The organism is Nonomuraea cypriaca, assembly GCF_015645445.1.
GTDB classification, from domain to species: Bacteria; Actinomycetota; Actinomycetes; order Streptosporangiales; family Streptosporangiaceae; genus Nonomuraea; species Nonomuraea cypriaca.
Window position 1 is genome coordinate 27,925 of record NZ_JADOGI010000027.1, and the last position, 24,671, is coordinate 52,595.

General features: G+C 69.8%; 26 protein-coding genes and 1 pseudogene. 11 read left to right on the plus strand and 16 right to left on the minus strand.

The features are described 5' to 3' along the window. Positions 1 to 48 precede the first annotated feature (48 nt). Positions 49 to 1,050 carry an SDR family NAD(P)-dependent oxidoreductase gene (locus ITP53_RS11800; protein WP_195895396.1) on the plus strand — a complete coding sequence of 334 codons (1,002 nt, stop codon included), beginning with the start codon at positions 49 to 51 and terminating at the stop codon, positions 1,048 to 1,050. Here ITP53_RS11800 and ITP53_RS11805 read toward each other — a convergent pair. Further along, complete coding sequence (locus tag ITP53_RS11805) at positions 1,040 to 1,564, minus strand: MarR family winged helix-turn-helix transcriptional regulator (protein ID WP_195895397.1); 525 nt, start codon at positions 1,562 to 1,564, stop codon at positions 1,040 to 1,042. The genes ITP53_RS11800 and ITP53_RS11805 overlap by 11 nt on opposite strands. A gap of 54 nt (positions 1,565 to 1,618) precedes the next feature. Here ITP53_RS11805 and ITP53_RS11810 point away from each other — a divergent pair, with 54 nt between their 5' ends. Then, on the plus strand, positions 1,619 to 2,338 hold the full coding sequence (locus tag ITP53_RS11810; protein WP_195895398.1) for an SDR family NAD(P)-dependent oxidoreductase: 720 nt from the start codon (positions 1,619 to 1,621) through the stop codon (positions 2,336 to 2,338). Between the two features lie 289 nt (positions 2,339 to 2,627). Here ITP53_RS11810 and ITP53_RS11815 read toward each other — a convergent pair whose 3' ends face one another. Next, entirely contained in the window at positions 2,628 to 2,924 is a 297-nt protein-coding gene (locus tag ITP53_RS11815) for a hypothetical protein (RefSeq protein WP_207755863.1), read from the minus strand. 102 nt (positions 2,925 to 3,026) lie between these two features. Here ITP53_RS11815 and ITP53_RS11820 point away from each other — a divergent pair, with 102 nt between their 5' ends. Beyond that, positions 3,027 to 4,064 (plus strand): amidohydrolase family protein, encoded by a 1,038-nt coding sequence (locus tag ITP53_RS11820; protein WP_195895399.1) that lies wholly within the window; start codon positions 3,027 to 3,029, stop codon positions 4,062 to 4,064. 93 nt (positions 4,065 to 4,157) lie between these two features. On the opposite strand, the gene ITP53_RS11825 is transcribed toward ITP53_RS11820, so the two are convergent. Next, positions 4,158 to 4,715 (minus strand): hypothetical protein, encoded by a 558-nt coding sequence (locus tag ITP53_RS11825; protein ID WP_195895400.1) that lies wholly within the window; start codon positions 4,713 to 4,715, stop codon positions 4,158 to 4,160. Between the two features lie 491 nt (positions 4,716 to 5,206). Here ITP53_RS11825 and ITP53_RS11830 point away from each other — a divergent pair, with 491 nt between their 5' ends. After that, the gene (locus ITP53_RS11830; RefSeq protein ID WP_236050721.1) at positions 5,207 to 6,103 is read left to right on the plus strand and encodes an alpha/beta hydrolase; all 897 of its coding nucleotides are present in this window, start codon (positions 5,207 to 5,209) and stop codon (positions 6,101 to 6,103) included. A gap of 31 nt (positions 6,104 to 6,134) precedes the next feature. Here ITP53_RS11830 and ITP53_RS11835 read toward each other — a convergent pair whose 3' ends face one another. Beyond that, positions 6,135 to 6,794 carry a TetR/AcrR family transcriptional regulator gene (locus ITP53_RS11835; protein ID WP_195895402.1) on the minus strand — a complete coding sequence of 220 codons (660 nt, stop codon included), beginning with the start codon at positions 6,792 to 6,794 and terminating at the stop codon, positions 6,135 to 6,137. 142 nt (positions 6,795 to 6,936) lie between these two features. Here ITP53_RS11835 and ITP53_RS11840 point away from each other — a divergent pair, with 142 nt between their 5' ends. The 3 genes from ITP53_RS11840 to ITP53_RS55965 all read left to right on the plus strand — a co-directional run bounded on the left by ITP53_RS11840 (position 6,937) and on the right by ITP53_RS55965 (position 9,803). Beyond that, entirely contained in the window at positions 6,937 to 8,436 is a 1,500-nt protein-coding gene (locus ITP53_RS11840; RefSeq protein ID WP_195895403.1) for a flavin-containing monooxygenase, read from the plus strand. Continuing rightward, a complete protein-coding gene (locus ITP53_RS11845) occupies positions 8,433 to 8,819 on the plus strand; it encodes a cupin domain-containing protein (protein WP_195895404.1) in 387 nt (128 codons plus the stop codon). The genes ITP53_RS11840 and ITP53_RS11845 overlap by 4 nt, the downstream gene beginning before the upstream one ends. Before the next feature lie 714 nt (positions 8,820 to 9,533). Continuing rightward, entirely contained in the window at positions 9,534 to 9,803 is a 270-nt protein-coding gene (locus ITP53_RS55965; protein WP_207755864.1) for a hypothetical protein, read from the plus strand. Between the two features lie 21 nt (positions 9,804 to 9,824). On the opposite strand, the gene ITP53_RS11855 is transcribed toward ITP53_RS55965, so the two are convergent. The 10 genes from ITP53_RS11855 to ITP53_RS11895 form a co-directional block, all read right to left on the minus strand. Beyond that, entirely contained in the window at positions 9,825 to 10,475 is a 651-nt protein-coding gene (locus ITP53_RS11855; protein WP_195895405.1) for a response regulator, read from the minus strand. 78 nt (positions 10,476 to 10,553) lie between these two features. Further along, on the minus strand, positions 10,554 to 11,654 hold the full coding sequence (locus tag ITP53_RS11860) for a sensor histidine kinase (protein ID WP_195895406.1): 1,101 nt from the start codon (positions 11,652 to 11,654) through the stop codon (positions 10,554 to 10,556). Positions 11,655 to 11,691: 37 nt separating this feature from the next. Beyond that, entirely contained in the window at positions 11,692 to 12,477 is a 786-nt protein-coding gene (locus ITP53_RS11865; RefSeq protein ID WP_195895407.1) for a hypothetical protein, read from the minus strand. A gap of 71 nt (positions 12,478 to 12,548) precedes the next feature. After that, the gene (locus tag ITP53_RS11870; RefSeq protein WP_195895408.1) at positions 12,549 to 13,943 is read right to left on the minus strand and encodes an alpha/beta hydrolase; all 1,395 of its coding nucleotides are present in this window, start codon (positions 13,941 to 13,943) and stop codon (positions 12,549 to 12,551) included. Beyond that, positions 13,940 to 15,697: an ABC transporter ATP-binding protein gene (locus ITP53_RS11875; RefSeq protein ID WP_236050722.1), complete on the minus strand. Its 1,758-nt coding sequence runs from the start codon at positions 15,695 to 15,697 to the stop codon at positions 13,940 to 13,942. The genes ITP53_RS11870 and ITP53_RS11875 overlap by 4 nt, the downstream gene beginning before the upstream one ends. A 5-nt stretch (positions 15,698 to 15,702) precedes the next feature. Then, the gene (locus ITP53_RS11880; RefSeq protein WP_195895410.1) at positions 15,703 to 17,520 is read right to left on the minus strand and encodes an ABC transporter ATP-binding protein; all 1,818 of its coding nucleotides are present in this window, start codon (positions 17,518 to 17,520) and stop codon (positions 15,703 to 15,705) included. A 44-nt stretch (positions 17,521 to 17,564) separates the two neighbouring features. Continuing rightward, positions 17,565 to 17,873: a cupin gene (locus ITP53_RS11885; RefSeq protein ID WP_236050723.1), complete on the minus strand. Its 309-nt coding sequence runs from the start codon at positions 17,871 to 17,873 to the stop codon at positions 17,565 to 17,567. A 109-nt stretch (positions 17,874 to 17,982) separates the two neighbouring features. Beyond that, positions 17,983 to 18,594 (minus strand): MFS transporter, encoded by a 612-nt coding sequence (locus ITP53_RS59160; protein WP_268961012.1) that lies wholly within the window; start codon positions 18,592 to 18,594, stop codon positions 17,983 to 17,985. After that, positions 18,591 to 19,028, minus strand: coding sequence for an MFS transporter (locus ITP53_RS59165; protein WP_268961013.1), 438 nt, complete (start codon positions 19,026 to 19,028; stop codon positions 18,591 to 18,593). The genes ITP53_RS59160 and ITP53_RS59165 overlap by 4 nt, the downstream gene beginning before the upstream one ends. A 205-nt stretch (positions 19,029 to 19,233) precedes the next feature. Continuing rightward, the gene (locus tag ITP53_RS11895) at positions 19,234 to 19,830 is read right to left on the minus strand and encodes a TetR/AcrR family transcriptional regulator (RefSeq protein ID WP_195895412.1); all 597 of its coding nucleotides are present in this window, start codon (positions 19,828 to 19,830) and stop codon (positions 19,234 to 19,236) included. Positions 19,831 to 19,998: 168 nt separating this feature from the next. Between ITP53_RS11895 and ITP53_RS11900 the strand changes: the two genes are divergently transcribed. Together ITP53_RS11900 and ITP53_RS11905 are read left to right on the plus strand one after the other, a co-directional pair. After that, the gene (locus ITP53_RS11900; RefSeq protein ID WP_195895413.1) at positions 19,999 to 20,940 is read left to right on the plus strand and encodes an alpha/beta hydrolase family protein; all 942 of its coding nucleotides are present in this window, start codon (positions 19,999 to 20,001) and stop codon (positions 20,938 to 20,940) included. A 114-nt stretch (positions 20,941 to 21,054) separates the two neighbouring features. Beyond that, positions 21,055 to 21,387, plus strand: a complete 333-nt coding sequence (locus tag ITP53_RS11905) for an LLM class flavin-dependent oxidoreductase (RefSeq protein WP_268961014.1) — start codon at positions 21,055 to 21,057, stop codon at positions 21,385 to 21,387. 20 nt (positions 21,388 to 21,407) lie between these two features. Here the strand turns inward: ITP53_RS11905 and ITP53_RS11910 are convergent, their stop codons facing one another. Next, positions 21,408 to 21,998, minus strand: coding sequence for a TetR/AcrR family transcriptional regulator (locus ITP53_RS11910; RefSeq protein WP_195895414.1), 591 nt, complete (start codon positions 21,996 to 21,998; stop codon positions 21,408 to 21,410). A gap of 175 nt (positions 21,999 to 22,173) precedes the next feature. Here ITP53_RS11910 and ITP53_RS57280 point away from each other — a divergent pair. Next, positions 22,174 to 22,542, plus strand: a pseudogene (locus tag ITP53_RS57280) (MMPL family transporter); the annotation flags it as partial. Here the strand turns inward: ITP53_RS57280 and ITP53_RS57285 are convergent. Next, positions 22,534 to 23,283, minus strand: a complete 750-nt coding sequence (locus ITP53_RS57285; RefSeq protein ID WP_236050725.1) for a hypothetical protein — start codon at positions 23,281 to 23,283, stop codon at positions 22,534 to 22,536. The pseudogene ITP53_RS57280 and the gene ITP53_RS57285 overlap by 9 nt on opposite strands. A gap of 124 nt (positions 23,284 to 23,407) precedes the next feature. On the opposite strand from ITP53_RS57285, the gene ITP53_RS57290 reads away from it, so the two are divergent. Further along, positions 23,408 to 24,379 (plus strand): MMPL family transporter, encoded by a 972-nt coding sequence (locus tag ITP53_RS57290; RefSeq protein WP_195895415.1) that lies wholly within the window; start codon positions 23,408 to 23,410, stop codon positions 24,377 to 24,379. Positions 24,380 to 24,671: the final 292 nt, after the last annotated feature.

Genomic DNA, 24,671 nt, shown 5'->3' on the forward strand with positions numbered 1-24,671 from the left:
GGATCGACAACTATTCAGAGTATGAGGGGCCGGGTGCAGGCTGGTGGCATGACACATAAGCAGCACCCCATTGGATCGGGTTTCACCGCGGCATCGACGGCTGACGAGGTTCTCAAGGGCATCGACCTGGCCGGCAAGAACGTCGTCGTCACCGGCGGCCACGTCGGGCTGGGCCTGGAGACCACCCGTGCGCTCAGCAAGGCCGGCGCGTCCGTCACCGTGGGCTCGCGCGACCCGGACCGCGCCGCGCCTGCCCTGGCCGGGATCGAGCGCGTCGAGATCGCTCAGCTGGACCTCCTCGACCCGGCGTCGATCGACGCCTTCGCCGTCCGCTACCTCGATTCCGGCCGTCCGCTCCACATCTTGGTCAACGGCGCCGGCATCATGGGCATCCCCCTGACTCGAGACGCGCGCGGCTACGAGTCGCACTTCGCGACCAACCATCTCGGCCACTTCCAACTGACCCTGGGCCTGCTGCCCGCACTGCGCGCGGCTCACGGCGCCCGCGTCGTCAACGTGTCATCCGGCGCCCAGCGGCTCTCCGGCATCCGCTGGGACGACCCGCACTTCACCACCGGCTACGACCCCATCCTCGCCTACGGCCAGTCCAAGGCCGCCAACGTACTGTTCGCCGTCGAGCTGGACCGCCGATGGGCCGAGGAGGGGATCCGCGGTTACGCCGTGCACCCCGGCATCATCGCCGGCACGAACCTGGGAGCCTGGATGCCCGAGGACCAGGCGCGCGCCATGAACCTGGCCATGGGCCTGATCGACGAGTCCGGCCGGCCGATCATCGACCCCGACAACGAGAAGAAGACACCGCAACAGGGGGCCGGCACCACCGTGTTCGCGGCGACCAGCCCGCTGCTCGCCGAGATCGGTGGTGTCTATTTGAAGGACAACGACATCTCACCGCTGAATGACGACCCGTCGCCCGTCACCTTCGGCGCCGGACACGACATCCCGTCGTCCGACGTCGTGCCGCACGCCATCGATCCGAAGTCGGCACAGCGGCTCTGGGAGCTGAGCCTGCAACTGCTCAAGGCGTGACACCCCGCCGCGAAATCCTGTGCTGGACCTCGGAGGTCAGCTTCTCCAGCAGTCCCGCGAGCGTGGCCCGTTCTGCCGTGGTCAGCCCCGCGACCAGGGATGCTTCGCGGCCGAGGACCGAGTCGACCGATCGTTCGATGAGCGCGTGACCCTCGTCCGCCAGCGACACTGCGACGCTCTTGCGTCCGGTGTCGCCAGGGCTCCGCCGTATCAGACCCGCGCGCTCGGCCCTGGCCACGCGCTGAGAGATCGCGCCTGCCGTCACCAGCGTGCGACGGGCCAGTTCGCGGGTGCTCAGCCTGTACGGCGGGCCGGAACGGCGGAGCACGGAGAGCAGGTCGAGCGTGGCCGCGTCGATCCCGGCGGCGCGCAGGACGCGGGCCCGGTCGTCGGCGAGCATTTTGGCCAGCCGCCAGATCGGCGTCACGATCTCGATGGAGTCGGTCGGCGTACCTGGGCGCTCGCGCTGCCAGGCGGCCGCGATCTCCGCAGGACTGGTAGGGGTGTCGGCCATCTGGGAGCCCTCCGCTATATTTAGGTCTAAACATATCAGTGGTCTGGAGGAATCATGGGCAGGACCGTGCTTGTCACCGGGGGAACCAGCGGCATCGGCCGCGCGGTCGCCGCTCGTTTCGCCACCGACGGCGCTGACGTGGTCATCACCGGCCGCCACATGAACACCGTGGAGCCCGCCGCCAAGGAACTGGGGGTGCGCGGGCTGGCCTGCGACGCCACCTGCCCCGACCAGGTCGCCGCCATGGCCGGGGAGTTGGACGGCTCACTCGACGTGCTCGTCAACGCCGCCGGTGGCCTGCCCGGTGGCCTGCCCGCCGGAACGTCGCCGCTGGAGGCGCTCGCCCAGGAGTGGCTGTCCAGCGTTTCCGCCAACGTGCTCACCGCAGTCCTCACCACGGCCGCGGTCCGCGACAGGTTCGCCCCGGGAGGCGCGATCGTCAGCATCGGCTCGATCGGCGCCGAACGCCGCGGCGGCTCCTACGGCGCCGCCAAGGCCGCGCTCGCCGCCTGGAACACCTCTCTCGCCGCCGCTCTGGGCCCCCGGGACGTCACCAGCAACGTCATCTCCTCCGGCTACGTCGCCGGCACCAACTTCTTCCGTGACGGAATGACCGAGGAGCGCCACCGGACACTCGTGGAGGAAACGCTGCTCAAGCGGCCGGGCGCACCCGACGACATCGCCCAGACCATCTTCTTCCTCGCGTCTCCCGGCGCCCGGCACATCACCGGCCAGACCATCCACGTGAACGGCGGAGCGTTCACCACCCGCTGATGGCCTGGGGCGGTGGGCTCAGCGGATGCCGTGGCGCGCGGCCAGCCCGTCCAGCAGGCATCGCAGGGCGAACTCGAAGCGCCGCTCGCTCTCGCGTTCCACGTCGATCTCGCCGGTGTCGACTCCGGACCGGCGCCCCAGCCCTCACGAGCACTTCAACCTCGACCTGCTGAGCTGCGGCCTAGCCAACATCACCTACGCGACGTCGGGCCGTGTCATCAGCGGCGACCGCAGATGCAACGCCAGATTGGGGCTGGTCAGGGGCACGGTGCCTGCGTTATGGCGCCGGTCACGGCGACCACGAGATCGTGCGACGGGACGACCCGAAGGCGCCGTCACCGTAGTAACCGTGACGCGACACCCAGAACTGGTAGCCGTACCCGCAAAGCGAGTCGGCGTCCCGCGATCCGTCCTCGATTTGCATGGTCTCGATGTGCCGTCTGGTCGCGAGCTCCACCCATTCGCGCGGGACGAGCCGCCGGTCGCCCCACAGGCCTCCGCGCAGCAGCAGTTCGCATGTCCTCCACCGGGTCCACAGCGTGGGCTCCCACGTGCACGGCCGCGAGGAACGTGACTCACGACCCAATCAGGCATGAATCAACGATACCGCTTTATTGATTCCGTTGATGATATCTGTGTTATCGTCATCGAGCAATCAACGGAAACAGCTGGATGAGAGAAGCGCGACATGACAGAGAGACTGCGCATCGTGGGCCTTGAGGAACACGTGGTTCTGCCCCTCCTGCTCGATGCATGGGCGAAGGCGGGGGTGCCGCAGCTTCCGCACCTCGGCTTCGGTGACGAGCCGTTCGCTCGGCGGCTGCGAGACACCGGCGACCGGCGCCTGGCCGACATGGACGATCAGGGCGTGGACGTCGCGGTGCTGTCCCTGTCCACACCGGGCGTGCAGAACCTCGCGCCGGCGGACGCCGTGAGCGTCGCGCGTGAGGCCAACGACGCGCTCGCCGAGATCGTCGACGCCCACCCGCAGCGGTTCCAGGCGCTTGCGGCCATCCCGACGCCGTCACCCGAAGCGGCTGCGGCGGAGCTGGAGCGCGCGGTCACGCGGCTCGGCTTCCGCGGCGCGATGCTGTACGGGCGCACCGGCGCCAAACTGGCCGACGCGCCGGAGTTCGACGACCTCTACGGCACGGCCGAACGGCTCCGGGTGCCGCTGCACTTCCACCCGCAGACCCCGGTGCAGCCGGTCCTGGAGGCGTATTACTCAGGGCTCCCCAACGGGGTGGGCCCCATGCTCGCGGGCGCCGGGCTGGGCTGGTACTACGACCTCGGCGTGCAATACCTGCGGATGATCTTCTCCGGCGTGTTCGACCGTCATCCCGATCTGCAGGTGATCGCGGGGCACTGGGGTGAGGTCGTTCTGTTCTACCTGGACCACATCGGGATCCTGCGGGACACGGCGAAGCTGGAGCGGCCCCTGGCCGACTACTTCCGCCAGAACTTCTGGGTGGCCGGCAGCGGCACGGTGAGCGAGCGCTACCTGCGGTGGACGGCGGAGGTCGTCGGGACCGACCGCATGTTGTACTCGACCGACTACCCCTACACCTTCGGGACGCGGCCCGGCGGCTTCCCCTTCCTGGACACCAGCGGCGGGGTCGCGCGGTCGTTCCTGGAGCAGGCGCCGTTCACCGAGGAGGAGAAGGCCGCCATCGGGTCCGGCAACTGGGAGCGGCTGACCGGTCACGTCGCAGCCGGCCGCGGATAGCGGCCGCGGTCAAGACGCGATCGACTTCATCAGCGAGCCCCTCGCCAACGGCGGGGGCCCGGGCAGGGGCCGGTCCCTACCCGGGCCGATCTGCTAGAGCTCGCAGTTCACCTCGTTTTCTGCGTCGCACGTGTCGGTGTTGGGACCGCCGTCGGCGACGTCGTTGTTGCCTCCGTCTCCGACGAGTGTGTCGTCGCCGTCGTTGCCGAAGACGGTGTCCCTGGCCGGCCCGCCCTTGAACCTGTCGTCGCCCGCCCCCATGTCCGCCCTCGACCGCAGGGCGGTCTGGTTACGCAGCACGTCGTCCCCGTTGCCCGTGCTCGCACTGATCCCGACGACCCCCGCGCTCGGGCAGTCCACCTGGTTGGCGGTCACCGCCACGCATGGAGCGACCGGCATGACCACGTCGACGGGGTTCGTGACGAGCAGCGAGCCGTCGACGTCGACGGATACGGTGATGTCGTCGTCCAGGTTGCCCGCGTTGATCGCCAGCGCGCCGACGGCGGTCACCCCCACGTTGGTGGCGGCGTGTGCCGGCCCGGCGATGACCAGCAGCGTGCCGGTCAGCGCCGCTCCCGCCGTCAGCGCACGCAGCCCGTGCCTGCGCGCAACGGCTGCCCTCGAGCGTCTGTCGTTGCCCCGTGTACTCATCGATCCCCCTCTGGGTGGATGATCGGCCTCCATGATCGGTGGCCACGATCAGTACAGCGCCGCCACGGTCGCGCGTCAGTGCTGAAGTGCACCCGGGTTCCGCGCCCTTCGGCGTTGTGTTCACAGGGCTGCGCGGTTACATCAGCGTCCACCTCGTTGCGCCCGGCTGTTGACAAACGGATTGGCATGCCCTTGTAATGAGCGGCGTGTCGCGTGACGTCGGCCGGGAGGACGCCGGCGGGTGGGCGGCACCGTATGCAGGGAGATGATCGCCGTGGACTCACACGTCACAGGTCGCGCCTGATCTCATCGCGCCCGCGCGTCATCCTGCCGGTCACGACGGCCTCTTACGCCGTTCTCGCTCTTCCCCAGGGGCCGCAGCCCGGACGTTGACGCGCGCCGATCCCCACTGCCCGTAACCCTGTCACCGCGCACCCGAGCGCGGTTCTTCCGCATGCCCGGCCATGTCCCGGGCAGAAAGGACTTTTCCCTTGTTGAACGTCACCCGCATTCCCGCCTCCCCGGAGGAGCCGGACGCCGTACGCGCACAGATGGGGCAGGTCTTCTCCGACCCGCCCGTCCTCGACGGCGACGCGCTCCTGGACCCGGTTCTGCCGGAGGCCGGCGGCGTCCCCGGAACCTGGGTCGCCGCCGGCGGGGCCCCGGTAGAGGCGGGCGTGACCTTGTATGTCCACGGTGGTGGCTTCTCCTTCAGCAACCCGCCGATGGAGCGGATCATGGCCTACCGCCTGTCCAGGGCGACCGGCCGCCCGGCCTTCGCCGTGGACTACCGGCTCGCGCCCGCGCACCCGTACCCGGCGGCGGTCGAGGACGTGCTGGCCGTCTACCGGAGTCTGCTCGGCCAAGGGGTGCCGGCCGAGCGGATCCTGCTCGTCGGCGAGTCCGCCGGCGGGACCTTGATCCTTTCGGCGCTCCTGATGCTCGCCGAAGCGGGGGACCCCATGCCCGCCGGGGCCGTCCCGGTCTCCCCGGTCACCGATCTGGCTCCCAAGACGGCTGTTGCGGCAGGCGGCGGGCGCGACTCGATCGACCCGTCCATCATGGGGCCGGTCGCCACCCAGTACCTCGCCGGAGCCCGGCCGGACCAGGCGCCCCAGTCGCCGATCTACGGCGACCTCCGCGGGCTGCCCGCCCTTCTGCTCGCGGTCGGCGGGGACGAGGTCCTCCTGGACGACGTGCACCGCTTCGCCGACGCCGCCTGCGCCGCGGGAGCGCCGGTGGATCTCGACGTCTACGAGGGCATGCCGCACGCCTTCCATGCGGCCGTGCTCTTCGCCGAGGACGCGCACCTGCCCACCGCCACCACCTTCCTGAGCCGCCTCACGGACTGGGCCGCGCGACTGCCCATGCCCGCCGACCGCACCTGATCAATGACCGCCCGCCCTCGGATGAGCCGGGTCAGCCGAGGGCGGGCCGGGCGGTCTGGTAGATGGTGGTGAGCCAGATGTTGAGCAGGACCTCCACGACGTCGGATGCCGGCACCGCGGGCTCGTCGCCGGTCAACGTCGAGTAGAACACCGAGTCGTTCATGGCGTTCAGCGCGATGGCGAGGTCGCGGGCTCGCGGTCCTGGCGGTGCGGCGCCGCGGCCCCGCTCGGCCTCGATCGCCTGCGTGGTCCTGGTGATCCAGATCTCCTTCATGCCGGCCCGCCAGCGCCGCACCTCCTCGCTGGTGGGCCCGGCCTCGACGGCGGCGGCCAGGACCGAGCGGTGCGTGCCGAAGGTCGTGTAGGTCGCGACGAGGCACTCGCGCCAGTAGCGCACCGGGTCCTCGCGGAGCCGGTCGAACGTGCCCGCCACGGCCTCGGCGATTTCGTCGGTCACGCGGTCGAGCAGAGTGAGCAGCACCGCGTCCTTGGACCGGAAATAGAAGTAGAAGGTGGGGCGCGAGATTCCCGCGCCGCGTGCGAGGTCGTCGATCGAGATTTCGCTCAGCGCGTGCTCCTGGAGCAGCTTCGCCGCGGTGGTGAGGATGTCCAGCTCACGATCGTCGCCCGTGGGCCGGGAAGCACGGCGGCCACGGCTCGTACGCGGTGTCGCGGCGCTGTCAAGGGTCATGCGGCCCAACCTACCGGGGTATGACCAACAGAATCAACGCCACGTCGACTCAATCGACACAGTGTTGACTTACTCGACACTGTGTCGATACGTTCGGAGTCGTACGCAGGGGCCATGGCGGCTGAGGAACGAAGGGACGGCCATGACGCTCGAACACGTTGACGTCCTGATCGTGGGTGCGGGTTTGTCCGGCATCGGCGCCGCCTGCCATCTGCGCCGGGAATGCGCGGGCAAGTCGTACGCCATCCTCGAAGCCCGTGGAGCGATCGGCGGCACGTGGGACCTGTTCCGCTACCCCGGCGTCCGCTCCGACTCCGACATGTTCACCCTGGGCTACAGGTTCAGCCCCTGGCCGCGGGCGAAGGCGATCGCCGACGGCAGGTCGATCCGCGAGTACGTGCGGCGCACCGCGCGCGAGCACGGCATCGCCGGCGAGATCCGGTTCCACCACCGCGTCACCGGGGCGGAATGGTCGACGGCCGACGCACGCTGGACCGTCCGGGCTGAGCGCCTCGACACCGGCGAGACCGTGCTGCTCACCTGCGGCTTCCTCTTCGTCAACACCGGCTACTACCGCTACGACCAGGGCTTCGCGCCCGAGTTCCCCGGCGCCGACCGCTTCACCGGCCCGATCGTGCACCCCCAGCACTGGCCGCGGGATCTCGACTACGCCGGCAAGCGTGTCGTGGTCATCGGCAGCGGCGCCACGGCCGTGACGCTCGTTCCCGCGATGGCGCGGACGGCCGAGCACGTCACGATGGTGCAGCGCTCGCCGAGTTACGTCCTGTCGCTGCCGTCCACCGACCCCGTCGCCGGCGTGCTGCTTCGCGTGCTGCCAAGGAAGGCCGCCTATCCGGTCGTACGGTGGAAGAACGTCCTGATGGGCCTGCTGTTCTACCAGTTGAGCCGGCGACGGCCCCGATGGGTGAAGCGATTCCTGCGCAACGGCGTGCGCGGCGCACTGCCGCCGGACTACGACGTCGACGTCCACTTCAGGCCGCGCTACGACCCCTGGGACCAGCGGCTGTGCATCGTGCCCGACGGTGATCTCTTCCATGCCGTACGCGATGGAAAAGCGTCGATCGTGACCGACGGCATCGACACGTTCACCGAGAACGGGATCCGGCTCGCGTCAGGAAGGGAACTGGCGGCCGACGCCATCGTCACCGCCACCGGCCTGAACGTGATGCCCGTCGGCGGGATGACGCTGAGCGTCGACGGAACGACCGTCGAGATCGGCGAAACCACGGCCTACAAGGGCATGATGCTCTCCGGCGTGCCGAACTTCGCGCTCACCATCGGCTACACGAACGCGTCCTGGACGCTGAAGGCGGATCTCGTTTCCGGATACGTCTGCCGACTGCTCAATCACATGGACAAGAGGGGCTATCGGTTCTGCGCGCCGGCCGGGTCCGTGCCGCCGGCTGGACCGCTCATCGACCTCAAGTCCGGATATGTCATGCGCAGTATCGAGGTGTTGCCCAAGCAGGGGCCGTCGGCACCGTGGCGGCTTCATCAGAACTACCTGCGGGACGTACTGCTGATGCGCCACGGCCCCCTGGAGGACGGCGCCATGCGCTTCTCCCGGTCGGTGCCCGCCGCCTCGAAGGACACCATGAGAGAACAGGAACACAAGAAATGACCTTGCACGTTCCCGCGATGGAGAACGACGGCGACGGTGGCAGCAGGATGAGCACCGTGGTGCTCGAACAACATGAGACGGACCTGGGACCCGGCGTGCCTCCCATGTTGTCCACGACCCCGTCCGAGGTGGTGTCGATACAGTTCATCGACCTTCTCAGCGACATCACGCTCCCCGCGCACCCGGCTCCGGCACGCCAGTTCGTCGTCGTACTCCGCGGAATCGTCGAGGCCGAGGAAACGGCCGGGGAAAAGCGGCGGCTCGGTCCCGGAGGCGTCGCCTTCGCCGGGGACGTCAAAGGGGGCCACATCACCCGCGTCGTCCAGCACCCGGCCCGCCTGATGTTCGTCGTGCTGCCCGACAGCGCGCCCGACCCCGCCTGACGGCGAGGTGCTCCGGCCTCACGCGCTGAGGGCGATCGCGACGCATCCACCGATGAGCCGGCATCACAACCGCGTTGGTCGCGACCTGGTCCCAACCGGCGGCGAGGATGTCGGCCGCGGTCGCCGCCGGCAAAGCGCCGCCGACCACGAACCCGAAGTATCGCGGTCCCGCGCTGGCAACCAGGCCGGGCTCGGCGGCGGCGAGAAGGTCCGCCAGCACCTGCTCCGGTGGTGAGGGGGCGGAAGGCAACGGGCCGGCGAACGCGTCGGCCAGCGCATCCTGGTCGATCGACACTCCCACCAGCCGGTCAGGCAACGACCGCCGGTAACCGGCCGCGTGATCAGCGGCCAACCGGAACAGATGACTAAGCTCCTCCACCGACGCACCTTACCCCGGAGATCCCCCGGAGCCCGTCGGCAGCGGTCCGGCCCTCCCCGCACCCCATGATCTTTCTCCCGCTCGGGCCGCGTGGCGGTGTCGGCCAAGTGCCCACACCTGACGGCCCGGCCGTCGTCCCGGTCGAGACGGTCGTCGAGGTCCGATCCCGGCCCGGCGGCCCAGGCTGCCGCCGAGGCGATCACTCGGCAGGCCGCACTCGTCGACAGTCCTCGGCTGCCGGCCGCCACTCCCGCCGCGGAACTGCCGTTCGGCTATTCGGGAGCGTACTGGCTGGATCTGCGCGGCTACGACCCGGTGGCGACCGCGGCCGGCCGATGCTCATCCTGCAGGGTGGCCGCGACTATCAGGTGACCGTCGCCGACGACCTCGCGGGCCGGCGGACGGGCCTCGCTCACCGGCCGGACGTCACCATTCGCGTCTACGACGCCGACGACCACCTGTTCTTCCCCGGCTCGGGCCCGTCCACGCCCGCGGACTACGAGGCGCCCCAGCACGTCGACGCCGCCGGGGTCGCCGACATCGCCGACTGGCTGGCCCGCCGCCAGAAGCCGATCACCCGGCTCTTCTCCGCCTTCAAGCGCTGACAGTCGCCACCGGCAGGTGTCTCAGTCGCGTGGGGCCAGGCCGTGCTCGTAGGCGTAGATGACGGCACGCACCCGAGTGGGCAGCCCGAGCTTGCGCAGGACGCTGGCGACGTGGGTCTTGACCGTCCCTTCCTCGATGGTCAGAGCTTCCGCTATCTCCGCGTTGCTCAGTCCTCGGGCCAGTTGCCGGAGCACCTCGAGCTCACGAGCGGTGAGCCGCTGTCGCGCATCGGTGGGAGACGCGGGCGACAGCCTCGCGAAGCGGTGGATCAGCCGGGTGGTGACCTTCGGGTCCACCAGCCCGTGTCCGCGGTGCAGCGCCCGCACCGCCTCCAGGAGCAGCTCGGGGTCGCTGTCCTTGAGCAGGAACCCCGAGGCCCCCGACTGGAACGCGCCGAAGAGGTACTCGTCGGTGTCGAACGTCGTCAGCGCGAGCACCCTCGGCGGCGCCTCCACGTCGGCGAGCTGCCGGATCGCGGCGATTCCGTCGACGTAGGGCATGCGCAGGTCCATCACCACCACGTCGGGGCGCCGCCACAGCGCCTGGTGCACGGCCTCGGCTCCATCGGCCGCCTCACCGATCACCTCGACGTCGGGCTCACCGTCCAGCGTCAGGCGCAATGCCTCGCGTACGGCCTGCTGGTCATCGGCGATCAACACGCGAATGGTCACGCCACCCTCTCCTCCCGGGCCGGCCTGGCCCGCATGCCGTGATCCCAGACCGTCCGTCTCGGACTCATCCCTCGCACGTCAGATCTCCGGTCGCGCGTGCCCCACCTCTGGTGATACCGAGCCCTCCGCGATCGGCACGACGGCCTCGACCAGCCAGCCCTGTCGCGGGCCGGGGCCCGCGGTGAGCGTGCCGCCATGCCGGTGCGCACGTTCGCGCATGCCTCTGATGCCCCGTCCCTCCGCCCCGGCGCGGGCGTGGCCGTTGTCGGTGATCGAGATCGCCACCGCGGCCCGGCCGCGTCGTACTCGGACCTCCACCTCGGTGGCTCCCGAGTGGCGGGCGGCGTTGGTGAGCGCCTCCTGCACGATGCGGTAGACCGTACGGCCTACACCGGGCGGCAGTGGGGTGCCGGGGCCCGCGCGGTGGACCGAGATCCGCAGGCGCGGAGTGGAGAGCCGCCTGGCCAGGTGCTGGATGTCTTCCTGGTCCGGTTCCGGGGGTGTCTCGCACAGGGTGTCGAGGAGGGCGCGTACCTCGTTCAGCGCGGAGGACGACAGGTCGGCGATCGTGCCCAGCGCCTTGTCGGCGGCCGGCGTCTGACCGCGCAGGGCCCGGCGGGTAGCCGTGGCCTGCATGCGGATCGCGGTGAGGTGGTGACCGACGCTGTCGTGCACGTCCCGGGCGAGCCCGGCGCGTTCCTCGGCCATCGCGCGTCTGGCCTCGGCGTGGTCGAGCCGCGCCGCCTGCGCGGCCCGCTCGCCGTGCAGCCGCAAGGCAGTACCGATCGCCACTGGGGCGACCCCCAGGACGATCAGGTCGGTGAACGTGGCGATCCCGATCGACTGAGGGAGAAGCATCCCGTAGCAGACCACCCACGTCACGGAGGCGGCCAGGACCAGCCACGGCCGCCGCGATGGATGGATGGCGGCCGCGCAGAACAGGCAGGTCGCGACCAGCCGTCCGGGCCAGCCGGATACGGTCATGCCGATCACGGCCACCCCGGCCGACATGACGGCGGCGCTGAGGGGCAGCCTGCGCCAGAACAGAACCGGCAGGCAGACGGCCAGGCTCAATCCCGCCACGACCGCCAGCCCCGGAGGCGGATACCGCTTCTCCAACAGGGTGACCGCGACCAGGGCCACAGGGACGATGACCACAACCAGGCCGTCTTTCCGCATGTTGCCGGTCAGCGCCCGCCCCCCGGAGCGTGCCCTGTCACGAAGCGCCCGCAGCGTCGCCTCCTGACCTTGCCGATGCCATGATCTGCCCGAAGTCGCCCCCGGCCGAGAGCTGCTCGATCAGTTCCAGCACCGCGTCACGTCCGCCGTTCGCCTGGACCCAGCGGTTCACCTGGCAGGCGGCCTTGGCGTACGTCTGATGGTCGGTGCCGGCCATGCGAAGCCAGTCCTCCAGGGTCACAGGAAGCGCCTCACGCGAGTCGACCAGGCACCGATCCCCCGCCGTCTCGCGTGCGAGATACCGACGGTCATCGGAGACCAGCACGGCCAGCCCTTCGTCGAACCATTGCGGCACCTGCTCCGCGCCACCCGCGAGCCGGGCATGCAGCTCCACATGAGACAGCTCGTGCGAAGCGATCACAGGGTCGGCCCCGTGCGGCGACAGCATCACCGCGCGGTTCAGAACCGCGATCCCCCGCTCCCTGCCGCCGCCGATCCGCCGGTAACAGGTGTCTGTCAGGCACACCAGAACGCTTGGTGAGCTCTTCTGGCCGCCGTAGAAGTCTCGGACGCGCTGATGCGCCTGCTCGACGACTTCGACGACGTGCCGCCGCTGGTCCTCCGACAGGCCTGGTTCGGCGTACACACCGGGCCGGAGCCGCTCCAAGCCGTAACAGCCGGGGCAGGTGGTGGCCGCCACGGAGGGGAAGGCCGTCACGACACCGGCCACCGCCGCGACGACCAGCACGGCGAATCCGGCCAGCAGCAGCACCCATTTCCTGCGGCGTGCCCCGGCCGCGGTCCGCCGCCCGCGTCCCGCCATTCTCCCTCCCATTCTGGTCAGTCCAGACTTGCATATGCGCTTCCACGCGATGTCTACCAGGCGTGCCGGATTCACCGCGAGGAGGCCTCCCCGCAGGTCGCTCCGGCAGGTGGCAGCCGGCCGCTGGTCAGATACCGGTGTACGTGCTCGCGTACGCACGGGTGGCCGGACAGGTAGAGGGCGTGTCCTCCGACGGCCTTCAAGTAGCGGGCGCCGGGAAGCTGGCCTGCCAGCCGGCGGCCGTCGGCCGGCGGGGTGTTGTCGTCGTGTTCGCCGCCTGCGATGAGCACGGGTGGCAGGCCCGGCGCCGCGATGGGGTGGGGCGGGTAGGTCCGGGTCGGCGGGAGGCCCGCGCAGTGGTTGGCCATCGGCCACACCGCGCGCCATCCGATGTGGGGCGTGTCACGGCGCAGGGCGGTCTCCAGTTTCTTGAGCTTGTCGTAGCCGGGGTAGGGCAGGTCCGCGCAGAGGATGACGCGCGACAGGTCGGGATCAGGGGCCCCCTCCACCTTGGCGAAGAACGAGGCGTCACCGGCCTGCGCCCGTGCGAGCCCGTCGGCCAGGCGCTCCCAGGTGGCCTCGAAGGTGAAGCCGGCACGGGAGGCGATCTGGGTGTCGCTGATGCGCACCTGGGGACCGGCCTCGGGGGCGGGAATGGGCTCGCGGCGGGCCTTGGCCATCACCTCGTCCCACACGGCCGCCGGATCCTGGCCGTGCAGTGCGCAGGTCGCGGTGCTCTGGCACCAGGCGGCGAAGCGGTTGAAGTTGCCCTCCAGGGCCCTGGCGCGTGGCTGGAGCCATGTGCGCAGGTCGGGAGTGGTGTGGTCGAAGACGCTGTCGAGATACATGCGGCCGACCTTGCGGGGGAACAGCTCGGCGTAGGCCTGCCCGAGCACGGTGCCGTGCGAGTTGCCCAAGTAGGTGAGCCTGTCCTGGCCGAGGGTCTTTCTGATCGCCTCCATGTCGTGCGCGATCTGCCAGGAGTTGAGGTTTCCCGACAGCGTGCCTGCCTCCCTGGCGCATGCCTTTCCGAACGTGCGATTCTTCGCGGCGTACGCGTCGTAGGCCGACTTATTCGGAAACACCCACTCGGTGGCGAAGGGCGCGGGGATGGGGCAGTTGATCGCGGTGGACCTGCCGAATCCCCGCGGGTCGAAAATCACCACGTCGAACCATTCGGTCAGGTCGGCGAAGGATTGCTTCGCCTGCCGGAGCAGCGTGATCTGCTCGCCCGGCCCACCGGTGTTGACCAGCAACACGCCCTTCTTGCGGGCCTGATCCTGGGCGGGCAGCATGGCGAGCCCGATCGCCGCCTTCGGTCCTGATCCGCGGCTCCAGTCGGCCGGCACCCGGAGTTGCGCGCATCGCAGACCGTCTCCGCAGTCCTGCCACGACAGCGAGGTGGTCGTCGTGACCGGGGCGACGGCGGTGACAGCGCCGATGACGAACGAGGCAACGATGTTCATGCCGGAAGGATCCCGGGGGCCGTACCGGCCGCGCGTCCCTCTTTCTGCATATCTTTCTCACCCGAGGGCGACCATACGTTCCAGAAATCGGCGTAGCGGCCGCCGCGGCGCAGCAGCTCGTCGTGGCTGCCTTCCTCCACGATCCGGCCGCCGTCCAGGAAGACGATGCGATCGGCGCGCCGGACGGTCCGCAGCCGATGCGCCACCATCACCACCGTCCGGCCCGCCATCAGGCGCTCGATGCCGTCGTGGACGGCCGCCTCGTTCACCGGGTCCAGTGCGGAGGTCACCTCGTCCAGCAGCACGATGGGCGCGTTCTTCAGCAGCGCTCGCGCGATCGAGACCCGCTGGCGCTCGCCACCCGACAGCAGCGCGCCGCCCTCGCCGACATTCGCCGCCCATCCGCCGGGCAGTCGCTCGATCACCTCGTCCAACCGCGCCGCGGTCGCCGCCGCCCGCACCTCTGCTTCGCCGGCGTCGGGACGGCCGAGACGCACGTTCTCCTCGATCGTGCCGTCGAAGAGATAGACATCCTGGAAGACGATGGCGATCCGCGCCATCAACACCTCAGTGCTGATCGCGCGTACGTCCACACCTCCCACGCGCACCACACCCGCGTCCACGTCGTAGAACCGCGCGAGCAACTGCAGCAAGGTGCTCTTTCCCGCACCCGACGGCCCGACAACGGCAAGCCGCTGACCCTCCGGCACGGACAACGACACGTCGTCGATCACCGTGCGGTCGCCATACTGGAAGGCTACGGACTCGAACTCCAGGTCATGGCGTTCCGGCCGGATCGGTTCGCGAGGTTCCCGCAGCGGCTCGGTGCGCAACACCGTGTCGAGCCTCGCCAGCTCGGAACGTGCGCCGCGGAGTCCGCCACCGATTTCCGCCAGCGACAGCAGCGGATCCGCGCAGCGGGCGGCCAGCACCAGGATCGTCAGAACCTCCGCCGCACCGATATCCCCGCCGAGCGCGAGATAGGCGCCCAGGACCAGCAGAACGGTGAACATCGCCTGCACCGTGAGCGTCAGGCCCACTACGCCGGGCAGCGCCGACAGCGTGGAACGGCGGGACGCGTGCTGGACCTCCCGCAAGGAGTCGTCGAGCAACCGGAAGCGTTCGGCGGTCCGGCCGCCGGCGCGCAGCACCGGCTGGGCCTGGAGATACTCGACGACCCGCCCGGTGGCCTCATGGCCGCGTTCGGCGCTCTCCGCGTCGCCGGCGGCCGTCGAACGTCCCGTCCAGATCTGGATGGCGGCGACGATCGGGACGGCGGCCAACGCGGCCAACCCCATGCGCCCATTGAAGGCGAGCATCACGGCAATGATCGTCAGGGGAGTCACACAGGCGGAGATGAACGGTGCCAGCAGATGCGCCACCACGCCCATCGCCTGCAGGAGGCCGCGGCTGGCCATGACGGACACCTCCCCGACCCGGCCTGAGCTGTACCAGCCGATGGGCAGCCGGGCCAGATGATCGCCGAGCCGGTGATACATGCCACGCAACATCGTCGTGCCCACGCGCATACCGGACAGGTCGCTGGTGTAGCGCAGCACCGCGTAGACCGCGACCGCGGCCCCGAACGCGATCAGCCAGGGCACGGCATCTCCGGGCGCGCTCCCGAACAGTGCCCGCAGCACCGGAACCAGCAGCGCGTAGGACGAACCCTCGGCTATCGCCGTTATCGTCATCAGGACCATGGTGCGACGCATCGGCACGGCGTACTCGTGTCCGAGCACGCGCAGCAGCATTCGAATCATCGGAGCTCCTCTCCTTGCGGTACGCCATCGATCGCCGATCGGTGGGACTGCCAGAACTCGGCGAACTTTCCGTTCTGTTCCAGCAGCTCGGCGGGCCTGCCACGTTCGACGATCGACCCGTTCTCCAGCACCGCGACGGTGTCGGCGTCGGCGACCGTCTCCAGGCGATGGGCGATGACCAGGATCGTCCGATCGCCCTCCAGCGTCGCCAGGGCCCGCCGGACCGCCTGTTCGGTCTGCGGGTCGGCGAAGGAGGTCGCCTCGTCGAGCACCAGGATGGGTGTGTTGGCGAGCAGTGCGCGGGCGAGCGAGATCCGCTGTGCCTCGCCACCCGACAGTCCGGCGTCTTCACCGATCACCGTTTCGTATCCGCGCGGCAGCTCCAGGATTCGATCGTGAACATTCGCCAGCCGGGCGGCGCGAACCACGTCATCGGGATCGGCGTGCGGTACCGCCAGCGCGATGTTGTCCGCGACCGACGCGCGCAGCAGGCGAACGTCCTGGAAGACGAAGGAGACCATCCGGTAGAGCTCCCGGCTGTCGATCTCGCGCAGATCGACACCGCCCAGGACGACCGAACCGTGGGTCGGGTCGAAGAACCGCGGCAACAGCTGAACCAGCGTGGACTTGCCGCTGCCCGACGGCCCGACGATCGCGGTGATCGTCCCCGGCTCGAGCACCAGGTCGATCCCGCGCAGCACTTCGTGATCGGCTTCGTAACCGAATCGGACGTCACGCAGCTCCACCCGATGACCCTGCGGTGTGACCGGGTGCGCGGGCTCCGGTAGCGACCGCACCCCGAGCACGTCCCTGATCCGTCCGACCGCGCGACCGGCGGCCTGGATATCGTCGAAGCCGTGGCCGAGGGCCGCCACCGGTGCGGTCAGGCCCAGGCCGAGCAGCAGGAAGGGCAGCAGGCCGGCCGGCGCCATGCCACCGGTCGTGATCAGAGCCGCACCGCCGATCAGCACGACCAGCAGCACGAACGGCGGCGACAGCGCCAGCTGCATCCCGGCGGCGATCGGGGACATGCCACGTACCCACCGGGAGAAGATGCCGACGAAATCGTCCGCGGCCGTGCGGAACCTGCGGTGGGCGCGCTCGGACCCGCCGAACGCCTTGACCACCGAGATGCCCTGGACGAACTCGACGACGGAACTCGCGATCCGTCCCATGGCCGCATCGAACTCCTCCTGCTCGAGCAGCCGGGTCGGGGCCATCATCAGGGGGACCAGCGCCACTGCCAGCACCACCGGGATCAGCGTGATCAGCGTGAGCCGCCAGTCGATGGTGAACAGGTAGACCAGCGACACCAGCGGCACCACGAATGCGGAGACGAGCTCGCCGGGGGTGTGGGCGATGAACGGGTGGACGGCGCTCACGTCCTCCCCCACCACCTTCGCCAGCTCGCCGGTCCGGCGCCGGGAGAACCAGCCAATCGGTACGCGCCCCAGCCGTGCGGCCAGTTGCCGGCGGAACGACAGTTGCACCTGACCGTCGAGAATGTGCCCGAGTCCGGACGACGCGGCCGTGAACAGCAGTCGTACGAACAAGCCGGCCGCACCCGCGATCACCACGAACCAGACATGACCCTGATCAATGGGGCCGGGCGACAACAGAACGCGGCCCAGTTCGACGACCGCCAGCAGCGGCGCCAGACCCGCGACGGCGCCGATCAGCTGCAGGATGACAACGGCGGCGAAACTCCATCCGTGCGGGCGCAGCAGCTCTGCCATGCTCTGTCCCGCCGCGGGATCGGCATCCGGTGGTGGGGTGGACTGCTCCCCCGCCTGCGCGAGGTCGGTCGTCGTCATCGCTCTCCCGTCTTCGTCGATCTCGTCGTGGGCAGGCACAGGGCCTAGGCTTCTGTTCGCTTCTCCAGCCGGCTGCCACGCGGCAGGGTGACGGCCATGATGTTGCTGGGGATGTCCAGCTCGATGCGGTGCCATCGCCCGCGCGGGACGATGGCGGCGGTTCCGGCGATCAGCCTGATCTCTTCCTCCTGTTGTCCCGGCCGCTCCGGACGGAGGTAGAGGCGTATCTTCCCGATGAGGCAGGACACGATCTCCTCTGCCTCGGGGTGGACTTCCCAGTGGTCGGCGTGGACGTCGGCGCCGGTCTTCGCATGGAAGGCCGTCAGCTGCCAGCCGTCCTGGTCGGAGTCCATCGGTCTCTTCCCTGCGTGGATCTCGCCGCCTTGGTGGAGGTGGAGAAAGGACGCGAAGAGATCGATCGGGGTAGCGGTCATGCCGGCACGACCTTCCTGTGGTGATCTTTCAACTGGTGGTGGATTGCCGGTCATGGCGCTGCTCAGCCCGTGATGGCGGGCTGGCCCGGCGCAGGACGGTGAGGGCGATGAGGACGGAGCCGGCGACCACGCCGAGGGCGAGCGGCAGGAACATGATCCCGGTCAGGGCCGGCCCGATCCCGAGCACCTGTTGCAGGTAGAGGGACACGAAGTAGAAGGCCGTGGCGATGGCTGCCCCGACCAGGAGGGTGTAGGCGTTCGCGCCGGCGACCGAACGGTTGGCGAACAGGCCGAGCCGGATCAGCGGTTCGCGGGCGGTGGTCCGCTCGACGTGGATGAACGCGGTCAGCAGCACGGCGGCGACCGCCAGGGTCGTCACGGTGATCGGCGAGGTCCACGCATACTGGTCGGTGCGGACGATGCCGAACACCAGCAGCGTCATGCCCGCCGTGGCCAGGACGGCGCCGAGGACGTCCGGGCGGCCACCGCGAACCGGGGGCGGGCCGGCGGCAATCCGCCAGGTCAGGGCCAGCGCGCAGGCGGCCATCGGCACGTTCACGAACATCACCCAGCGCCAGCTCGCGTACTCGGTGAGCAGGCCGCCGATCAGGACACCGAGGGCGCCCCCGGCGGCGTTCATCGCGCTCCATACTCCGAGGCCCGGACGCGGGCCCTGCCCGTGGGGAACGTCACGGCCAGCAGCGCCAGCGCGGCCGCCCCGATGCCCTGTGCGGCACGGGCGGCTACCAGATGGCCGGGTTCCTGGGCGAAGCCGCCGAGGAGTGAGGCGAGGCCGAACAGGCCGAGCCCGAGCAGCAGGACCCGCTTGCGACCGTACCGGTCGGCGGCCTTGCCACCCAGCAGGAGCAGCCCGCCGAAGGTGAGGGCGTAGGCGTGGATCACCCAGGTCAGGCCCACCGCGCTGAAGCCGAGGCCGGCAGCGATCTGCGGGAGTCCGACGTTCACGACCGACAGGTCAAGCGACACCATGAACTGCACGACGGCCACCGCGGCGAGAGTGACCATCTCCGGGCTCACGTTGCGGAACCCGCCCTTGACTCGGATCGTGTGCATGCCCGACATCGTGGTATCCGGGCCGGTCAGCGGTCATCAGGCCCAGGGAGACTCCTGCGCCTGGCACCTGGGAAGTACGATCGGTCCTCCTACATCGCGGGGAGTAGTGATTTCTTACGACCTGCTGTGAAGACCCCCGGCGACCAACCGCGAGCGTGGGGTCACCGCGCCGGCGACCCCGCTTCCTGAGCCATCCGACCTCTGCTCATTCCTGGTGCGGTAGGCGCAGTCCTGCGATGAGGAGTTCGACGAGCCGGCGTGCGTCGTAGTGGGGATTGTTCTCCGCGCCTATGCAGAGGTTCCCGACGCCGTGCATGAGCTCGAGCGCCTCCACGTCGGAGCGGATCTCGCCGGAACGGGCTGCGGCGTCGAGCAACTGTGCGCACACGGGCACGAGCCGGTCGAGGAAGTAGGCGTGCAGCGCGTCGAAGCCGGCGTCGTCGGACTGCAGCGCGGCGGCGAGACCGTGCTTGGTGACCAGGAAGTCGACGAAGAGGTTGATCCATCGCCTTAGTGCGGCGTGGGGAGTCTCGCTGGTCGCCAGCAGGGCCGGACCCGCCTCGGCGCAGGCCTCGACCTGGTGCCGGTAGACGGCGATGATGAGATCCGCTCGCGTCGGGAAGTGGCGGTAGATCGTGGCCGTCCCGACGCCGGCCTTGGCCGCGATGTCGCGTATCGGCGCTTCCACGCCTGACGTGACGAAGATCGCGGCGGCCGCGTCGAGCAGGGTCTTCTCGTTGCGCCGGGCGTCGGCCCTCTTGGGCCGGGCTGCCTGCCCTGCGCCCCGGTCGCTGTCGTTCATCACGCCGTTCCCTCCGGTACCGGGCTTGCTAAACGGGACAAGGTTCCGTATCGTCAAACGGGACGGTGTCCCGTTTCCTCATGATGCCAGAGCAGGGGTCCGCCAACCAAGCCACGGCCCGGCTGACCCGCCGGGCCACCACACGATGAACTGAACGAAGGCACTTCTATGCCCAACTCGAACGTCGCGAACACGCAGAGGTTCGTGACTGCGCCCACCACGGTCGTGTCCGCGAAGCCGGTCGTCCTGTCCGCCCCGGATCGCGGCGAGGACCTCCAAGTCCGCGTGTCCGCGCCCGCCACCGGCGGCGACCTGCCCATCATCGTCTTCTCGCACGGCTTCGGCTGGTCGATGAACGGCTACGCCCCGCTGGCGGACTTCTGGGCCGCCCACGGCTTCGTCGTCCTGCAGCCCACCCACCTCGACTCGAGGACACTCGGCCTCCCCGCCGACGACCCCCGTACACCGCGGATCTGGCGCTTCCGCGTCGAGGACCTCAAGCGCGTCCTCGACGAGCTCGACGTCCTGGAAGCTTCCGTGCCTGGACTCAGGGGACGCCTCGACCGCGGCCGCGTCGCTGTGGCCGGCCACTCCTGGGGAGCCCAGACGGCGAGCACGCTGCTGGGCGCGCGAGTCCTCGACTCCGGCGGCGTTCCCGGGGAGGACATGTCCGACCCCCGTGTCAAGGCGGGTGTGCTGCTCGCCCTGCCCGGCCGGGGCGACGACCTGACACCACTCGCGGCCGAGAGCCTGCCCTTCATGAACCCGTCCTTCGACGACATGGCCACGCCGGCTCTCATCGTCGCCGGGGACCATGACCGGTCCGCGCTGTCCACTCGGGGGCCGGACTGGTTCACCGACCCCTACTTCCTCAGTCCGGGGAGCAAGAGCCTGCTCACGCTGTTCGGGGCAGAGCACGCGCTGGGCGGCGTCCCCGGATACGAGGTCGCGGAAACGACGGACGAGAGCCCCGAACGCGTCGCTCTGGTCCAGCAGCTGACCTGGGCCTACCTGCGCAGCGCCCTCTACCCCGAGGACACCAGCTGGCGGGCGGCGCGCTCCGCACTGGAGGAAGACCCCCAGCCGCTGGGGAAGCTGCAGAGCAAGTAGGCCAGTCCCGCCGCAGACACCGGTTCCCGCAGCGCAGGGCGCGGGCGGGGCCGGTGCGCGACACAGACAAGCGGCCCCCCGGGATGCCTCCGGACGCGGGCCGAGCACGCATGGCTGTTCGATCACCTCATGCCGATCGGCGGCGATCCGGGCGGACCCGCGTACGAAGGGTGGACGCTGCTCTCCGCCCTCGCCGCCCAGACCCGGCGACTGCGGCTCGGCGTGCTGGTGAGCAGTAACCGGTTCCGACCGCCCGCGATGCTGGCCAAGATCGCCACGACCGTCGACATCGTCTCCGGCGGACGGCTCGAGTTCGGCATCGGCGTCGGCTCACGCCCCAGCCATCCCCTGGCCGGCTTCCGGCACATCGTCTTCGGACTGCCGGCGCCCTGCCCCGCCAACGTCGCACGGTGGGTCACCGACGAGCTCATCACCAAAGATCGCTAGCCGGGCGGGGCAGAGGGGGGTCAGTCGGAGGGGACGATCGCCGCCGAGGCGTGCAGGTAGCGCAGGAGGTCGTCGACGAGGCAGTCAGCGTCGGCGTTTCCCTTGCCGCCGATCGCGAGGTGCCCGGTCACCGTCAGGTTGATGGCGCCGTGGATCACGGCCTGCAGCAGCGACGTCATCCGTTCGGTGTCGCCCCGCGGGAGCTCCCCGGCCCGCTGCGCGGCCCCGACGATGGCCAGCAGCGTGCTCCGGCTGGACTCCGCGGCGGCGACCAGGTCCTCGAAGGGGACGGACCAGACGCCGAAGACCAACTGGAAGCGGGCCGGATAGGCCAGCGCCCAGGCGACGTACGCCAGCAGGGCCGCGCGGAGCACCTCCTGATCGGGCAGGTCGCCTTTCCGCAGGGCGGCCACCGCATCGCTCAGCTTCGTCAGCTCCTCCGCGGCGACGCCGGCGAGCAGGGCCTCCTTGTTGGCGAAGTGCTTGTACGGGGCGTTGTGGGATACGCCGGCGCGGTGGCTGACCTCTCGCAGAGTGACGGACTCCGGCCCACCCGCGTCGAGGAGGTCGGCCGCCGCGGCAATGAGCAGTTCGCGTGTATGCGGAGGCACGTTCCGACTATACCGCGCGGAACGGCGGAGGTTGACATTGTCCACCTCCGGCGCTTAGGTTGACGCCGTCAACCTTAGCTGGCCCTGGGGCCGGAGCGACGTTGTCCGTCGAGCCGTTGATCAGAACCGCCTCGGATCCGCTTCGTTCACATGTGACTACTCGGGAGGCATCGCCATGTTCTCGTGGTTGGGGCATTTCGCCTATGCGCGCAGGCGCGCATTGTTGATCGCGGCCGCCCTGTTCGTGGTGCTCGCCGGCGTCTGGGGCAGCGGGGTCTTCGGTGCCTTGGACACCGGTGGGTTAGAGCCTCCCCATGCGGAATCGAAGCGGGCCAACGAACTCCTGGAGGGCCACTTCGGGCACCGGCCGGCGCAGGCGGACGCGGTGGCGATCTACAGTGACCCCACCGGCAGGCTGTCGGTGGACGACCCGGCCTTCAAGGAGGCGGTGGCGGCGGCGCTCAGCAGCCTGCCGGAGTCCGAGGTCGTCTCCTGGACCAGCTACTGGAGCCCGGGGCTCACCGAGGAACAGCGCTCAGGGTACGTCTCGAAGGACGGCCATGCGACCTTGGCGACGATCATCCTGGGCGGCGCGGACACCCAAGAGCGCCTCGAGTCGTACGGCGAGATCGAGCAGCAGGTACGCGCTGAGGGCCTGGAGACCCACATCGCCGGCGGCTCCACCAGTGTGTTCCACCTCCAGCGGCTCGCCACCGAGAACCTGGCCACCGCCAACATGATCTCGCTGCCGATCCTGCTGATCCTGCTGCTGTTCATCTTCCGGGGCGTGGCGGCCGCCGCCATCCCCCTCGCCCTGGGGATCGTGGCCATCCTCGGCTCGCTGGTGGTGCTGCGCGGCCTGACATACGTCACGGACATCTCGATCTTCGCCATGGAGATCGCCACGCTGCTCGGTCTGGGCCTCGCCATCGACTACGGGCTCTTCATGGTCAGCCGGTTCCGCGAGGAACTCGCGCGCAGAGACGGCGACGTGAGGCAGTCGCTGGTGGCGACGATGAACACGGCCGGGCACACGGTCGCCTTCTTTGGGCTGACCGTCGTCATCGGACTCTGCGGGCTGATGTTCTTCCCGCAGCCGATCTCCCATTCGTTCGGCTTCGGCGGCATCGCGGTCGTCCTCTTCGACCTCCTCGCCGCGCTCGTCGTGCTGCCCGCCGTACTGGCGGCGCTCGGCCCCCGGATCAACGCGCTGCGCCTCCCCTGGCCACGCCGCCGGCCCGGCCCGGGAGAACCAGGCGTGGAAGTGGCTGGCCACGTCCGTCACCCGCCGGCCGCTGCCATGGCTGGCCAGTGGCCTGCTGGCGCTGCTGGTCGCCGCCGCCCCGCTGCTCTCGCTGGAGCAGGGCCTCACCAACCACCGGTACCTGCCGGCCGACAACGAGGGCCAGGTGGTCCCCAGGATGATGGCGGAGGACTTCCCACAGGACGGCCCGGGCCGCACGCGGATGGACATCGCCATCGCCGGCCCCGTGGAGCGGGCCGCCCTCGACGACTACCTGCGGTCCATCGAAGGCATCCAAGGCGCGGGGACGGCCGACATCCATCTCGCCGACGCCGAGCTGACCTGGGCGACCGTCGCCTTCCATGGCGAGGTCGACGACGCGGAGAACCTGAAACTGGTCCGGGACATCAGGGCACTCGAACCCCCGGCCGGTGCCACCGAGGTCCTCGTCGGCGGTCCCGGCACACCGGCGGTCAGCCTCGACAACAGCGACGCGACGATGGGGGCGTTGCCGTGGGCGCTGACCTTCATCGGCCTGTCGACCCTGGTCCTGCTCTTCCTCGCGTTCCGGTCCGTGCTCGTACCGATCAAGGCCGTCGCCGTCGCCTTCCTCTCCCTGGCGGCCTCCTGCGGCATCATCGTCTGGGGATTCCAGGAGGGCGGCCTGGCCGGCCTGATGGACTTCTATGTGGTGGGCACCACCGACGTATGGGCCCTGGGGCTCATCATCACGATCGCCTTCGGCCTGGTGACCGACTACGAGATGTTCCTGGTGAGTCGCGTCAACGAGGAGTACATGGCCGCCGGCGACAACCGGCGCGCGATCATCGTGGGCATGCGCAGCACCGGTTCCCTCATCACCCGGGCCGGGCTGCTGATGGTCATCGTCCTGGCCACGATGGGCTTCACCGCGACCTCGCTGTTCCTGATAACCATCGGGGTCGGGCTCACGCTCTCCGTGGTGATCGACGCCACCCTGGTCCGCTCGATCGTCGTGCCCGCCACGATGCAACTGCTCGGCCGCGCGAACTGGTGGCCCTCCCGGCCACGCTCGTCGAGCGGACAGCCGGACCTCCCCGACGCGTCACGGACCGCCCCGCGGACCGACGCCACCAGCGCACAGACCCGCCACGGCTGACTCCGTCCGCCGTGCTGGGCCTCGGCCGCGGCTTCGAAGGACCCCAGGCGGCGGTAGTCGTCAGCAAGGTTGAGGCGCAGGGACGGGTAGAAGCAGGCCCAGGAGCTTCCGACGGGCGGAAGTGACGTCACCGGCTCGGCCTTCGGTGACGGCTTGGCCGATGGCTTCCATGGTCGGGTCCGGGCTGGCGGGAGTGGCGGTCATGGGAGTCGGGGGTCAGAGAGATTTGGAACGGAATCCGGCGTTAACGGGGTTCCCGCTGGTCAGCGAGCCGAGCCTTTCCCCGCCTCCG